The following is a 14,940-nucleotide window of genomic DNA, read 5'->3' as shown; positions in this document are numbered from 1 at the left end:
GCCGGCCGGGCCCGTCGGCGGGACGCTCCCCCGGGGCCGGCTATCCGGCCTGGGGGTCGCCCTTGGTGTAGGTCAGGCGCTCCACGGCGCCCGGCTGGAAGTCGTCCTCGATCTTCTTGCCGTTGACGAACAGGTCGATCGCACCGGCGTCGCCGAGCACCAGGTTGATCTTCGAGCTGTCCTGGAACGTCTTGGAATCGCCCTGTTTGAGCAGGCCGTCGAAGAGCAGCCGGCCGTTGTGGTCCTTGGCGGAGATCCAGCTGCGTCCGTCGGTGGCGCTGACCCGGACCGTCACCTTGTCCTGGGGTGCGGCGGCGATCGCGCTGTCGGAGGGGTCGGGCTCGGGGGCGGCGGGCTTCTTGGACTTGGGGGTGGGCGAGGGCGAGGTGCTGGGAGTGGTGTCGTCCGCCACGTCGACCTTGCCGCCGTCGTCGCCGTTGACCATGGTGAAGCCGACGAAGCCGATCACCGCGACGATCGCGGCGACCATGGCGGCGGTCCAGTTGGGTCCGCGGCGCTCGGGACGGATGCGTTCCGCCTCGAACAGCGGGGCCGCGGGGGTCGGTGCCGCGGGCGCGCCGTGCTCGCGCTCGAACTGTGCGATCAGCGGAGCCGGGTCGAGGCCGACGGCGCGGGCCAGGGTCCGGATGTGCCCGCGGGCGTAGACGTCGCCGCCGCAGGGCGCGAAGTCGTCCGCCTCGATGGCGCGCACGATGGCGATCCGGACGCGGGTGGCGGTACTGACGTCGTCGACGGTCAGCCCGGCGGCGATGCGGGCCTGCTGCAGGGCACGGCCGACGGAGGGGCGGGCTTCCTCGGATACGTCTTCGAACGGACGCTCGTCTTCAGGGGAGTTGCCGATGGACACGGGGGCGCCTTTCGAGCGTGTAGCCGCCTGTGCTGGAGGTTCAGTCTAGGAGGGGTACGAGAGGGTGGGGCAACCGGGCGGTCGGACTTTGTACGCCATCGGAATGGCCCGACATCCCGACGGCGCTCCTGCGGTGTGTTCTTCCCTCAACTTGACGTACGTCACAGGGAAACGGTTGCTCACGGATCCCTTACGGGTGAGTCACGATCCGCCACCCGGCCGCGCCGGGGTGACGACCGTGTCCCGCGTGCCTACCCTTCAGACTCCCCCCGGATCAGCGCGAGCACGCCATCCAGCTCGTCAGGCTTCACAAGAACGTCACGAGCCTTCGACCCCTCGCTCGGTCCGACGATGTTCCGGGACTCCATGAGGTCCATCAGCCGGCCCGCCTTGGCGAAGCCGACGCGCAGCTTGCGCTGGAGCATGGACGTCGACCCGAACTGGGTGGAGACCACCAGTTCCGCCGCCTGGCACAGCAGGTCGAGGTCGTCGCCGATGTCCTCGTCGATCTCCTTCTTCTGCTTGGTCCCGACGACGACGTCCTCCCGGAAGACGGGCGCCATCTGGTCCTTGCAGTGCTGGACGACGGCCGCGACCTCCTCCTCGGTGACGAAGGCGCCCTGCAGCCGGGTCGGCTTGTTGGCCCCCATCGGCAGGAACAGCCCGTCGCCCTTGCCGATCAGCTTCTCGGCGCCGGGCTGGTCGAGGATGACGCGCGAGTCGGCGAGGGAGGAGGTGGCGAACGCGAGCCGGGAGGGCACGTTCGCCTTGATCAGACCGGTGACCACGTCGACGGACGGCCGCTGGGTGGCGAGCACCAGGTGGATGCCGGCCGCCCGCGCGAGCTGCGTGATCCGCACGATGGCGTCCTCGACGTCCCGCGGCGCCACCATCATCAGGTCGGCCAGCTCGTCCACGATCACCAGCAGGTACGGGTAGGGCTGCAGTTCGCGCTCGCTGCCCTCGGGCGGCTTGACCTTGCCCTCGCGGACCGCGCGGTTGAAGTCGTCGATGTGCCGGTAGCCGTAGGCCGCGAGGTCGTCGTAGCGCAGGTCCATCTCGCGCACGACCCACTGCAGCGCCTCCGCGGCCCGCTTGGGGTTGGTGATGATCGGCGTGATCAGGTGCGGGATGCCCTCGTAGGCCGTCAGCTCGACGCGCTTGGGGTCGACGAGGATCATGCGGACGTCCTCCGGGGTCGCCCGCATCATGATCGAGGTGATCAGGCAGTTGATGCAGGACGACTTGCCGGAGCCGGTGGCGCCGGCCACCAGCATGTGCGGCATCTTCGCCAGCGAGTCCATCACGTAGCCGCCCTCGACGTCCTTGCCGAAGGCCACCAGCATCGGGTCGTCGTCCTCGGCGGACTCCGCGAGCCGCAGCACGTCGCCCAGGTTCACCATCTCGCGGTCGGTGTTGGGGATCTCGATGCCGACCGCGGACTTGCCGGGGATGGGGCTGATGATCCGCACGTCGGGGCTCGCCACGGCGTAGGCGATGTTCTTGGTGAGGGCGGTGACCCGCTCGACCTTGACGGCCGGGCCCAGTTCGACGACGTAGCGGGTGACCGTGGGGCCGCGGGTGAAGCCGGTGACGGCGGCGTCCACCTTGAACTCGGTGAACACCTTGCGCAGCGCGTCCACTATGGCGTCGTTGGCCGCGCTGCGCGCCTTGCCCGGGCCGCCGCGGGTCAGCAGGTCGAGGGAGGGCAGCGCGTAGGTGATGTCGCCGGAGAGCTGGAGCTGCTCGGCGCGGGCGGGCAGGTCCCGGGGCTCGGGAGGCGGCGCCTTGGTCATGTCCAGCACACCGGCCGGCGGGCGGTCGCCCCGCGGCTCCTGCTTCGCCTTCCCGGGACGGGAGGAGTCCTGCTGCGGCCGGGCGGCCGGGACGGGCGTGGGGGTGGTGGGCTCGGTGTCCCCGACGCGCACGCCCTGGGTGAGGTCGGCGACGACCGGCGAGGGCGGCATGCCGTGCAGCACGGCGCCGTCGAGGGCGGCTGCCGCCGCGGCGGCCACGTCGACGGCGTCCTGGGCACGGTCCAGGTCGGGCTGCGGCACCGCGGACCGGCGGGTGCGGCCCCGGCGCCGGGTCAGCGCCTGCTCCTCGGCCGCGTCGGGGTCGTACTCCTGGGGCGCGGGTCCCCGCCTGCGGCGGCTCGCGGGCAGCGCCTCGCGCCACTGCTCCTCGTAGCGCTGGTCGTCCTCGCCGAAGTCCTCCGGCTCGGGGTCGTGGACCAAGCCGAGCTTCACGCCGAGCAGCCGCAGCCGCTGCGGGATGGCGTTGACGGGGGTGGCGGTGACCACGAGCAGCCCGAACACCGTGAGCAGCACCAGCAGGGGCACGGCGAGGACATCGGTCATGGTGGACGACAGGGGCGTGGCCGCCGCCCAGCCGATGAGGCCGCCGGCGTCCCGTATGGCCTGCATGCCCTCGCTGCGGGCGGGCGAGCCGCACCCGATGTGGACCTGGCCGAGGACGCCGACGACGAGGGCCGACAGGCCGATCACGATCCGGCCGTTGGCCTCCGGCTTCTCCGGGTGCCGGATGAGGCGCACGGCGATGACCGTCACCAGGATCGGCACCAGCAGGTCGAGCCGGCCGAAGGCGCCGGTCACCAGGATCTCCAGCAGGTCGCCGACCGGGCCCTCCAGGTCGGCCCAGGTGCCGGCGGCGACGATGAGCGCGATGGCGAGCAGCAGCAGGGCCAGCCCGTCCTTGCGGTGGGCCGGGTCGAGGTTCCGGGCTCCCGTCCCTATGCCGCGGAACACCGCGCCGACGGCGTGCGCCAGGCCGAGCCAGATCGCGCGGACGAGGCGGTAGACACCGTTGGTCGGGTTCGGGGCGGGGCCGGGCTTCTTCGCCGGAGCCTTGCGCGCGGGCGCCTTCTTCGCGGGGGCCTTCTTGGCCGCGGCCTTCTTCGCCGGAGCCTTCGCGGAAGCGGCCGCCTTCTTCGCGGGCGGCTTCTTGGCTGCGGAGGGACGTGAGGCCATGGGTGTGAGGTTACCGCCGGAGACGCCCGGGGACACGTGTGCCCACTGCTTCACCCGTTCGTGTCGCGCCTGTTGAGGCGTGGAGGTGACGAGACGGTTGACGGCGCGTCAGGCCCACCCGTGTCCGCGGGACGCGCAACACCCGCGCGCACGGCGGTGGTTGTGCGGCGGTTGTGCGGCCCCGCGCCCCGGTTCAGTTCTGCGAGGAGACGGAGGAGGCGTTTCCGGCGCCCGGCTCCAGCGCGTCGAGGGCGCGCCGCAGCCCCGTGAGCTTCCGCTCCAGGTGCGCGGCCGTGGCCACCGCGGCGGCGTCCGTCGCCTCGTCGTTGAGCTGCTTGGTGAGCGCCTCGGCCTGCTCCTCGACGGCGGCGAGCCGCGCCGAGAGCTCGGCGAGCAGGCCCGCCGGCTCCTCCGGGCGGTCGGCGTTCTTCTCGTCGCCCTCCAACTGCAGCCGCAGCAGGGCCGCCTGCTCGCGCAGCTGGCAGTTCTTCATGTACAGCTCGACGAAGACCGACACCTTCGCCCGCAGCACCCACGGGTCGAACGGCTTGGAGATGTAGTCGACCGCTCCTGCCGCGTAGCCGCGGAAGGTGTGATGAGGGCCGTGGTTGATCGCCGTCAGGAAGATGATCGGGATGTCCCGGGTGCGCTCCCGCCGCTTGATGTGCGCCGCGGTCTCGAACCCGTCCATGCCCGGCATCTGGACGTCCAGCAGAATGACCGCGAAATCGTCCGTGAGCAGCGCCTTGAGCGCTTCCTCCCCGGACGATGCCCGCACCAGCGTCTGATCGAGCGCCGAGAGGATCGCCTCCAGCGCCAGCAGATTCTCCGGCCGGTCATCGACCAGGAGGATCTTGGCCTTCTGCACCATGGCCCGCCCTCCTCGCCCCGGCGTGGGGCCTCCCCTACTCGCAGGACCTGGAACGGCACCGGCAGGTGCCACCCCGAGGGACGGCTCCCTTGCGCCGCCCGTCCTTGTGCCGGTCATCGTAGCCGCACCCCGCCCGTCACCACACCCTGTCACCGTGATGTCACTGTGCACACACCGGAAACGCGGCGGGAGACCAGAAGGTTCCCCGGATCGGGCCCTTCTACACGGCTTCCCGCACACCGGGTGGGCGGCTGCGGAACGAACACCGGCGCCTCCCCCACGGTCGCACACCGCACGGCCGGCGGTCCCACCGCCCCGGCCCCGCCGGGCGGCCCTCGCTCAGCTGCCCATCCACTGCTCCATCACCGACAGCAGGTGGTCGGGGTCGACCGGCTTCGTCACGTAGTCCGAGGCACCCGACTCGATCGCCTTCTCCCGGTCGCCCTTCATCGCCTTCGCCGTCAGCGCGATGATCGGCAGCCCCGCGAACTGCGGCATCCGCCGGATCGCGGTGGTGGTCGCGTACCCGTCCATCTCCGGCATCATGATGTCCATCAGCACGACCGCCACGTCGTCGTGCTGCTCCAGCACCTCGATGCCCTCCCGGCCGTTCTCCGCGTACAGCACCGACAGGCCGTGCTGCTCCAGCACGCTGGTCAGCGCGAACACGTTGCGGATGTCGTCGTCGACGATCAGCACCTTCTGCCCGCCGAAGCGGATGCCCCGCGCCGACCGGGGCGCCGGCTCCTGCTCGACGCCCGCCCACTGCTCCGGCTGCGGCTCGGGAGCCGGCGACTCCAGCGCCGGCGTGCTGCGGCGGCGCCGCAGGAACAGCGCGGCCGGGGCCTCAGCCGGATCCGGGCGCACCGCGGCCCCGCCCGGCGCGTCGGCCGCCGCTTCCGGGCCCGGCGACGTCACCGGCTCACCGGCCTCCAGGGCGGGCAGCGCGTGCTGGTAGCCGTTGGGCGGCAGCTCACCGGGGTGCAGCGGCAGGTACAGCGTGAAGGTGGAGCCGCGGCCCGGCTCGCTCTGCGCGTGGATCTCACCGCCGAGCAGCTGCGCGATCTCCCGGGAGATCGACAGCCCGAGCCCCGTCCCGCCGTACTTCCGGCTGGTCGTGCCGTCCGCCTGCTTGAACGCCTCGAAGATGACCCGCATCTTGCTCGCCGCGATGCCGATGCCCGTGTCGGTCACCGAGAACGCGATCAGGTCGGCGTGCGGATCGGTCAGCGACCCGGCCTCCAGCAACTGCTCCCGGATCCGCTGCGGGACGTCGTCCCGCGCGGGCCGGATGACCAGCTCCACCGACCCGGAATCGGTGAACTTCACCGCGTTCGACAGCAGATTGCGCAGCACCTGCAGCAGCCGCTGCTCGTCGGTGTGCAGGGTGGCCGGCAGCTCCGGCGACACCCGCACGGACAGGTCCAGGCCCTTCTCCGCGGTCAGCGGCCGGAAGGTGGCCTCCACGTAGTCCACCAGCTGCACGAGCGCGATCCGGGTCGGCGAGACGTCCATCTTGCCCGCCTCGACCTTCGACAGGTCGAGGATGTCGTTGATGAGCTGCAGCAGGTCGGAACCGGCCCCGTGGATGGTCTCGGCGAACTCCACCTGCTTCGGCGAGAGGTTGCCCTCGGCGTTGTCGGCGAGCAGCTTGGCCAGGATCAGCAGCGAGTTGAGCGGGGTGCGCAGCTCGTGCGACATGTTGGCCAGGAACTCGCTCTTGTAGCGCATCGACACCGCGAGCTGTTCGGCACGCTCCTCCAGGACCTGGCGCGCCTCCTCGATCTCGGTGTTCTTCACCTCGATGTCGCGGTTCTGCCGGGCCAGCAGCTCGGCCTTCTCCTCCAGTTCGGCGTTGGACGCCTGCAGCGCCTTCTGCCGCTGCTCCAACTCCGCCGAACGCTCCCGCAGTTGCTCGGTCAGCTCCTGCGACTGACGCAGCAGCCGCTCCGTCTTGGTGTTGACCGAGATGGTGTTGACGCTGGTCGCGATCATCTCGGCGATCTGGTTGAGGAAGTCCTTCTGGATGTGCGTGAACGGCGTGAACGAGGCCAGCTCGATCACGCCGAGCACCTGGCCCTCGAACAGCACCGGCAGCACGATGACCTGTGCGGGCGGCGCCTCACCGAGCCCCGAGGAGATCTTCAGGTAGCCGCTGGGGGCGTTCTCCACGAGGATCGTGCGCTTCTCCATGGCGGCGGTGCCGATCAGCCCCTCGCCGGGGCGGAACGACGTCGGCATGGAGCCCATGGAGTAGCCGTACGAGCCGAGCATCCGCAGCTCGAACTGGTCGTCGTCGGCGGAGTGCAGGTCCTCGCCGTCCACCAGCGGCATCGCCAGGAAGAACGCGCCGTGCTGGGCGGAGACCACCGGCGTCAGCTCGCTCATGATCAGCGAGGCCACGTCCTCCAGGTCGCGGCGGCCCTGCATCAGCGCGGAGATCCGGGCGAGGTTGCCCTTGAGCCAGTCCTGCTCCTTGTTGGCGATCGTGGTGTCGCGCAGGTTGGCGATCATCTTGTTGATGTAGTCCTGCAGTTCCTGGATCTCCCCGGACGCGTCCACGTCGATCTTCAGGTTCAGGTCGCCCCGGGTCACCGCGGTCGCCACCCGCGCGATGGCCCGCACCTGCCGGGTCAGGTTCCCGGCCATCTCGTTCACCGACTCGGTCAGGTCCCGCCAGGTGCCGTCCACGTCCCGCACCCGCGCCTGACCGCCGAGCTGGCCCTCGGTGCCCACCTCGCGGGCCACCCGGGTGACCTCCTCGGCGAACGAGGACAGCTGGTCCACCATCGTGTTGATGGTGGTCTTCAGCTCCAGGATCTCCCCGCGCGCGTCGATGTCGATCTTCTTGGTCAGGTCGCCCTTGGCGATGGCGGTGGTCACCATCGCGATGTTGCGCACCTGGCCGGTCAGGTTGGACGCCATCTGGTTCACGGACTCGGTGAGGTCCTTCCAGGTGCCGGCCACCCCCGGGACGTGCGCCTGGCCGCCCAGGATGCCGTCCGTGCCCACCTCGCGCGCCACCTTGGTGACCTGCTCGGCGAACGCGCTGAGCGTCTTCACCATGATGTTGATGGTGTCGGCGAGCTGCGCCACCTCACCGCGCGCCTCGATGCTCACCTGCCGCGTCAGGTCGCCGTTGGCGACCGCGGCGGACACCTGGGAGATGTTCCGCACCTGGGTGGTGAGGTTCTTCGCCATCAGGTTGACGTTGTCGCTCAGGTCCTTCCAGATGCCCGTCACACCGGGCACGTGCGCCTGGCCGCCCAGGATGCCCTCGGTGCCCACCTCGCGCGCCACCCGGGTCACCTGCTCGGCGAACGACGACAGCTGGTCCACCATCGTGTTGACCGTGGTGACCAGTTCGAGGATCTCGCCCTTGGCGTCGACGGTGATCTTCTTCGACAGGTCGCCCTTGGCGACCGCGGTGGTGACCTCGGCGATGTTGCGCACCTGCAGGGTCAGGTTGTTCGCCATGCCGTTCACCGACTGCGTGAGGTCCTTCCACGTGCCGGACACGCCCTGCACCTCGGCCTGGCCGCCGAGGATGCCCTCGGTACCGACCTCACGGGCCACCCGGGTGACCTCCTCGGCGAACGACGACAGCTGGTCCACCATCGTGTTCAGCGTGTTCTTGAGCTCGAGGATCTCCCCGCGCGCGTCCACGGTGATCTTCTGCGACAGGTCACCGCGCGCCACCGCCGTCGCCACCTGCGCGATGTTGCGCACCTGGCCGGTCAGGTTCGACGCCATGCCGTTCACGGAGTCCGTCAGGTCCCGCCACACCCCGGCGACCCCGGGCACCTGCGCCTGACCGCCGAGGCGGCCCTCGGTGCCCACCTCGCGGGCCACCCTCGTGACCTGGTCGGCGAAGGAGGAGAGCTGGTCCACCATCGTGTTGATGGTGTTCTTCAGCTCCAGGATCTCCCCGCGCGCGTCCACGTCGATCTTCTGCGACAGGTCCCCGCGCGCCACGGCCGTCGTCACCTGCGCGATGTTGCGCACCTGGGAGGTCAGGTTGCCCGCCATCGAGTTGACGGAGTCGGTCAGCTCCTTCCAGGTGCCCGAGACACCGTCTACCCGGGCCTGACCGCCCAGCCGGCCCTCCGTGCCCACGTCCCGGGCCATCCTGGTGACCTGGTCCGCGAAGGACGACAGCTGGTCCACCATCGTGTTCACGGTGTTCTTCAGCTGGAGCATCTCGCCGGACACGTCGACCGTGACCTTCTGCGACAGGTCACCGTTGGCGACCGCCGTCGTCACCTGCGCGATGTTCCTCACCTGTCCGGTGAGGTTGCGGAACGCCGTGTTGACGGAGTCCGTCAGGTCCTTCCACGTCCCCGCCGCGCCCGGCACCTGGGCCTGCCCGCCCAGCTCGCCCTCCACACCGATCTCCCGCGCCACCCGCGTGACCTCGGCACCGAAGGAGGACAGCTGGTCCACCATCGTGTTGACGGTGTTCTTCAGCTCCAGCATCTCGCCGGCCACGTCCACCGTGACCTTCTGCGACAGGTCACCGTTGGCGACCGCCGTCGTCACCGCGGCGATGTCCCGCACCTGCGTGGTGAGGTTCCGGAACACCGTGTTGACGGAGTCCGTCAGGTCCTTCCACGTCCCCGCCGCGCCCGGCACGTTCGCCTGGCCGCCCAGCCGCCCCTCGGCCCCGACCTCGTTGGCGACCCGCGTGACCTCGTCCGCGAAGATCCGCAGCGTCTCGGTCATCTGGTTGATCGTCTCGGCGAGCTGGGCCACCTCGCCCCGGGCCGGAACCGTCACCTTCCGGGACAGGTCACCGTTGGCGACCGCCGTCGTCACCTCCGCGATCCCTCGCACCTGGGCCGTCAGGTTCCCGGCCATGGTGTTCACCGAATCGGTGAGTTCCTTCCACACCCCGGCCACCCCGGGCACCTGCGCCTGACCGCCCAGCGCGCCCTCGGTGCCCACCTCGCGCGCCACCCGGGTCACCTCGGAGGAGAACGCGGAGAGCTGGTCCACCATCGTGTTGACGGTGTTCTTCAGCTCCAGCATCTCGCCCTCGACGTGCACGGTCACCTTGCGCGACAGGTCACCGCGCGCGACCGCCGTCGTCACCAGGGCGATGTCCCGCACCTGCGCGGTCAACCGCTCCGCCATGGTGTTGACCGAGTCCGTCAGGTCCTTCCACGAGCCGGACATGCCGCGCACCCGCGCCTGACCGCCCAGCTTGCCCTCGGTGCCCACCTCGCTGGCCACCCGCGTGACCTCGTCGGTGAACGTCGACAGCTGGTCGACCAGGTTGTTGACGGTCCGGGCGACCTTCAGGAACTCCCCGCGCAGCGGATGACCGCTGCCGTCCTGCGCCTGCGTCCGCAGCTCCATGCGCGGCGACAGATCACCCTCGGCCACCGCCGACAGCACCCGGCTCACCTCGGACACCGGGCGCACCAGGTCGTCCACCAGCGCGTTCGAGTGGTCGATCGCCGTCGCCCAGGAGCCCTCGCAGGCCCCCGTCTCCAGCCGCTCCGTGAGCTTGCCCTCACGCCCGACCATCCGCCGCACCCGCGCCAGCTCGCCCGTCAGGTGCAGATTGCGGTCGGCCACCTCGTTGAAGACCGCCGCGATCTCCGACATCACGCCGTCGCCGGACACCGTGAGCCGCTTGCGGAAATTGCCGTCGCGCATCGCCACCAGAGCCACCAGGAGCCGGTTCAGGGCCGCGGTGTCCACCACGGTGGTCCCGGACCGCTTCTTGCCCGGTCCACTGGAGGACGGTCCGCCCTTCGCGCGCGCCTTCGTGCTCCGCGTCGCTGCGCCAGACTCCACTGTGTCCCTCCCGCAGGGCTAGACCGTTACCGCTGTGCCCCGGCATCACCGCACGGTGTACCGGTTACTACTGCGCATTTCTGTACTACTGCGATGTCCGCCCGGCACGGCAGGGCGCCCCCCGACGGGCTGCTGCCCATCCGGCGCGAAGCACACTCCGCCTGCCCGGACCTTCACGACTAGCCTGCCCAGTGTTTCACCCCCACCGAACCAGGCCATAACAGTTCGGCAGCTTCGCACACCGTCCGCACACGACCCCGGACGGCAGACGCCTCCGGACGACAACACAGCAGACCGGCATCCGCTTGACCCGCGAAGGTAAGTAACCTTGCATGCGGCTGTCCAGCCGCGCCGGTCCGTCCGGCCTGGGCGGTGGACGAAGACGAGCGGGCATCGGAGGGGCGGCCGCACCAATGACCACCGGACTGATCCCGGGGGAGCACCCCCCGGAGCCACGGCCGACGGGTGAGCTGCCGCAACAGCGGCAGGAGCCGGTCGGCCACGGAGTCATGCCCGTCGAGAACCGGTCGAGGAGTTCTGTGATCACCGCGCGCGCGGCCGCCACCTTCGAGCCCGTCGGGCGCTCGGTCGCGAGTGCCCGCGCCTTCGTCCGCGACACCCTGCAGGGCTGGGGCTTCGGTGACATCGTCGACGACGCCGTCGTTCTCACCAGCGAACTGGTGACCAACGCCGTGGTGCACGCCGGCACCTCCGCTGACCTGCTCTGCCTGCGCGGCGACGACGGCGTCCGCATCGAGGTGGCCGACCGGTATCCGGAACGCGAGGTCCCCGTCCAGGGCTCCCTCGCCACCATGGGCAGCCTCGACCGGGAGGGCGGGCGCGGCCTCCAGCTGTGCGCGGCCCTGGCATCCCGCTGGGGCGTGGAGTACACCCCCGCCCACAAGACCGTCTGGTTCCAGCTGGACCTCCCGGAACGCCCCGTGGGCACCCGCGCGGCCGGACCCGCCCTGCCGCCCAACCTGCTGCCCCTCGCCGACGGACGGGTCCGGGTCGCCGTGCTGCAGATCGACCGGGCCGGCACCATCACCTCCTGGAACGAGGACGCGGAGGAACTGTTCGGCTACCCGGCCGAGCAGGTCACCGGCAAGCCCCTCACCGACCTCGCGGCCTGGCCGCACACCCCCGGCACCGGCACCGGCATCGCCGAGGCCCTCCAGCTGTCCCGCTGGGAGGGCAGCTACGGCATCCGCGGCGCCCACGGCCGCGTCCTGCCCGTGTACGCCTCCCACCTGCGCGTCCGCGACACCGACGGCGAACCGTCCACCGTGTGCCTGCTGGTCCGGGACCACGAACGCGCGGTCCTCCAGACACCGCTGCGCTCACCGTCCTCCGACAGTGCCGGCTCCCTGGGCGAGGGCCAGAACACCGACCCCTTCGAGGTCTTCATCGGCTCCCCCGCCCCCGACGACCTCGACGGCCTCCTGCAGCGCACGGTCGAACGCGCCCGCGACATGCTCGACGGCGACTCCGCCTTCCTGCTCCTCGCCACCGACGACGAGACGGAACTGGAGGTCCGCGCCTCCACCGGCCTGCCCTCCGCCCGGCAGCGCTTCGCCCGCGTGCCCGTCGAAGCCGGCCCCGGCCGCTACGGCTCGGCCCGCATGCCCGCCGTCCACGACGACCTGACCGCCGTCCACGGCGCGGTCCCCCTCCTCAACGGCACCGGCATGCGGTCCGTCGTCACCGTCCCGCTCAAGGTCGAGGGCCGCCTCACCGGCTCCCTCGGCGTCGCCGCCGAGGCACCCGGCCGCTACTCCAACGAGGAGGCGCTGCGCCTGCAGTTCGCGGCCGACCGGATCGCCCTGGCCGTCGAGTCCGCCCGCCTCGGCGAGCTGGAACGGCTGCGCCGGGGCTCCCTGAGCTTCCTCGTCGAGGCGTCCGACCTGCTGGCCGGCACCCTCGACCGCGACCAGACCCTGGCCCTGATGGCCCAGATGACGGTGCCCACCCTCGCCACCTGGTGCGCCGTCTACACGATCGCCGACCAGTCCTCCGAGCCGTACCTGTCCTACGTCCTGCACGAGGACGAGGAGCAGATCGACGGCATCAAGTCGCTGCTGTCGAAGATCCCGCCGCCCGACCCGGTGCCCACGCCCGGCGCCCGCGTGTGGTCGGCCCCCGGCGAGGTGGCCCACCAGGCGGCCCTGCGCACCTCCATGCGCAGCCTCGGCCTGAGCGGTCCCGACCACCGCGTCACCCCGGGCATCGGCCCCACCCTCGCCACGGCCTCCGCGGTCGGCGGCGAGATCGTCGTGCTGCCGCTGGTCGCCCGCAACCGCGTCATCGGCATACTGACCCTCGGCAAGCCGACCGACGAACACTTCCGCCAGGAGATCCTGGAACTCGCCGAGGACCTCTCCCGCAGGGCCGCCCTGGCACTGGACAACGCCCGCCTCTACTCGGAGCGCACCGCGATCAGCCAGTCGCTCCAGCGCAGCCTGCTGCCGCCGGAACTCCCGCTGGTGGAGGGCGTCGAGGTCGAGGTCATCTACCGCGCGGCCGGCGAGGGCAACGAGGTCGGCGGCGACTTCTACGACCTGTTCCCGATCAGCGACGGCGCCTACGGGTTCGCCATCGGCGATGTCTGCGGCACGGGGCCCAACGCGGCGGCGGTCACCGGTCTCGCCCGGCACGCCCTGCGCCTGCTCGCCCGCGAGGGCCTCAGCGGCCCGGCCGTCCTGGAGCGGCTCAACTCCGCGATCCTCGACGAGGGCGCCCGCAGCCGCTTCCTCACGCTCCTCTACGGGGAGTTGCGCCCCCAGGAGGACGGCAGCGCCGAACTGAAGGTCGTCTGCGCCGGCCACCCGCTCCCGCTGCGCCTGCGGCAGGACGGCACCGTGGAACCGGCCGCCGAACCCCAGCCGCTCCTCGGCGTGCTGGAGGACCTGGAGCTCTACGAGCAGACGGTCGTCCTCGATCCGGGCGACGTCCTGCTCTGCGTCACGGACGGGGTCACCGAACGCCGGGAGGGCTCCCGGATGCTGGGCGACGACGGACTCGCCGACGTCCTGACGACGTGCACGGGCCTCACCGCCGGCGCCGTCGCGGCCCGCATCATGCGTGCCGTGGAGCGCTTCGCCTCGGACGCCCCGTCCGACGACATGGCGATCCTCGCGATGCGCGTTCCGGGGCTGCACACGGACTGAGGAACCGTGAGGCGCGGGGCAGCCGTGCGCATGTGGACTGCGACACGTGCGGTACGAGGACTGCGAGGTGCGCGGCCGGGATGCGGCGCTCGCCCGCGTCGACGTCCCGGTCCCGGTCCTGTTCCCTGCCGCGCACACGGTCGCGGCCACGAACATGAGAAAGGCCCCGCCCGAATCATGGGCGGAGCCTTTTCGTCACGGAGCCCCCAAACGGAATCGAACCGTTGACCTTCTCCTTACCATGGAGACGCTCTACCGACTGAGCTATAGGGGCCTGTTACCGGCCGGGTTTCCCCGCGGCAACGGAATAGATCATACCCCGAACAGGACCGTGCTCCCAACCACCCTTCCGGGGCTTCAGGAAGCGGGCTGGAGCAGTCCGCCGAGGGCATTGCACGCGGAGGCCATGCGTTGCATGTCCCGCTTGGTGAGTGCCGCGTGCACCGGAAGCGCCAGCGTCTCGTCGGCGGCCCGCTCGGTTTCGGGCAGGGACACGCACCGGCGGAACCCGGGCAGCCGGTGCACGGGGGTCTTGACGGGCACCGAACACTCGACGCCCCTGGCCCGTACGGCACGGGCGAAGGCGTCCCGGTCGGGCCGGCCGTTGCCGGGCACCCGGACGACGTACTGCTCGTAGGTGTGCCCGGCGGCTCCGTCCGGTGTCGCCACGCCTGTGAGCCTTGCGTCGAGAAAGGCGGCGCGTTCCCGGCGCCGGGCTATGTCGTCCCGCGGCGCGCTGCCCTCGTGGTGCTCGAGGACCAGCAGCCCGTGCCGCTGCCCGACGGACCTCAGTCGCGCCAGGTCGGCGGGCCTGCCGAAGCGGTGCACGGCGACCACGGCGGCGCTCCGGAGAGTCAGGGCGTCCGCCACGGCGGCCGGGGACAGTCCGTACGTCACCGGATCTATGTCGGCGAACACCGGCATCGCGCCGACCGTCGTGACGGCCTCGGCGATCTCCACGTTCCCGAAGGCCGGTACGACGACTTCGTCACCGATGCCGACGCCGGCGGCTCTGAGCAGTGCGGCAATACCCATGAGGCGGATGCTCGTCGGGCGACGTGAACTCCAAGTGACCGGCAACAAAAAAGGGTTGGACCCGAAACCGAAGTTCCGGGTCCAACCCTGTCACGTATTGTTCGGCGGCGTCCTACTCTCCCACAGGGTCCCCCCTGCAGTACCATCGGCGCTGTAAGGCTTAGCTTCCGGGTTCGGAATGTAACCGGGCGTTTCCCCTACGCTATG

The 14,940-nt window shown here is 70.9% G+C and carries 6 protein-coding genes, 1 tRNA gene and 1 rRNA gene; 1 reads left to right on the top strand and 7 read right to left on the bottom strand.

The genetic code is table 11. The annotated features are described in order from the left end of the window. Positions 1 to 40: 40 nt before the first annotated feature. The 4 genes from AC02VZ_RS23990 to AC02VZ_RS23975 form a co-directional block, all read right to left on the bottom strand. Positions 41 to 868 (bottom strand): helix-turn-helix domain-containing protein, encoded by an 828-nt coding sequence (locus tag AC02VZ_RS23990; RefSeq protein WP_476476368.1) that lies wholly within the window; start codon positions 866 to 868, stop codon positions 41 to 43. A gap of 251 nt (positions 869 to 1,119) precedes the next feature. Further along, positions 1,120 to 3,858 (bottom strand): DNA translocase FtsK, encoded by a 2,739-nt coding sequence (locus AC02VZ_RS23985; RefSeq protein WP_476476367.1) that lies wholly within the window; start codon positions 3,856 to 3,858, stop codon positions 1,120 to 1,122. A gap of 193 nt (positions 3,859 to 4,051) precedes the next feature. Beyond that, the gene (locus AC02VZ_RS23980; protein WP_432057779.1) at positions 4,052 to 4,729 is read right to left on the bottom strand and encodes a response regulator; all 678 of its coding nucleotides are present in this window, start codon (positions 4,727 to 4,729) and stop codon (positions 4,052 to 4,054) included. 339 nt (positions 4,730 to 5,068) lie between these two features. After that, positions 5,069 to 10,531: a HAMP domain-containing protein gene (locus tag AC02VZ_RS23975; RefSeq protein ID WP_476476366.1), complete on the bottom strand. Its 5,463-nt coding sequence runs from the start codon at positions 10,529 to 10,531 to the stop codon at positions 5,069 to 5,071. A gap of 413 nt (positions 10,532 to 10,944) precedes the next feature. Between AC02VZ_RS23975 and AC02VZ_RS23970 the strand changes: the two genes are divergently transcribed. Further along, on the top strand, positions 10,945 to 13,698 hold the full coding sequence (locus tag AC02VZ_RS23970) for a SpoIIE family protein phosphatase (protein ID WP_476476365.1): 2,754 nt from the start codon (positions 10,945 to 10,947) through the stop codon (positions 13,696 to 13,698). A 201-nt stretch (positions 13,699 to 13,899) separates the two neighbouring features. Here AC02VZ_RS23970 and AC02VZ_RS23965 read toward each other — a convergent pair. The 3 genes from AC02VZ_RS23965 to rrf form a co-directional block, all read right to left on the bottom strand. Continuing rightward, positions 13,900 to 13,972: transfer RNA gene (locus AC02VZ_RS23965), tRNA-Thr, on the bottom strand. 83 nt (positions 13,973 to 14,055) lie between these two features. Beyond that, the gene (locus tag AC02VZ_RS23960; RefSeq protein ID WP_476476381.1) at positions 14,056 to 14,718 is read right to left on the bottom strand and encodes a DegT/DnrJ/EryC1/StrS family aminotransferase; all 663 of its coding nucleotides are present in this window, start codon (positions 14,716 to 14,718) and stop codon (positions 14,056 to 14,058) included. A gap of 114 nt (positions 14,719 to 14,832) precedes the next feature. Further along, positions 14,833 to 14,940: ribosomal RNA gene (rrf, locus tag AC02VZ_RS23955) — 5S ribosomal RNA — on the bottom strand; the annotation flags it as partial.

It is taken from the genome of Streptomyces sp. 3-6, from assembly GCF_056323165.1.
The sequence above is the reverse complement of the archived record's forward strand: the minus strand, read 5'-3'. Positions and strand labels throughout refer to the sequence as shown.

Excerpts from the sequence above, each read along its gene's own strand:
- AC02VZ_RS23985 (WP_476476367.1), bottom strand. The coding sequence starts at position 3,858 with ATGGCCTCACGTCCCTCCGCAGCCAAGAAGCCGCCCGCGAAGAAGGCG.
- AC02VZ_RS23980 (WP_432057779.1), bottom strand. The coding sequence starts at position 4,729 with ATGGTGCAGAAGGCCAAGATCCTCCTGGTCGATGACCGGCCGGAGAAT.
- AC02VZ_RS23970 (WP_476476365.1), top strand. The coding sequence starts at position 10,945 with ATGACCACCGGACTGATCCCGGGGGAGCACCCCCCGGAGCCACGGCCG.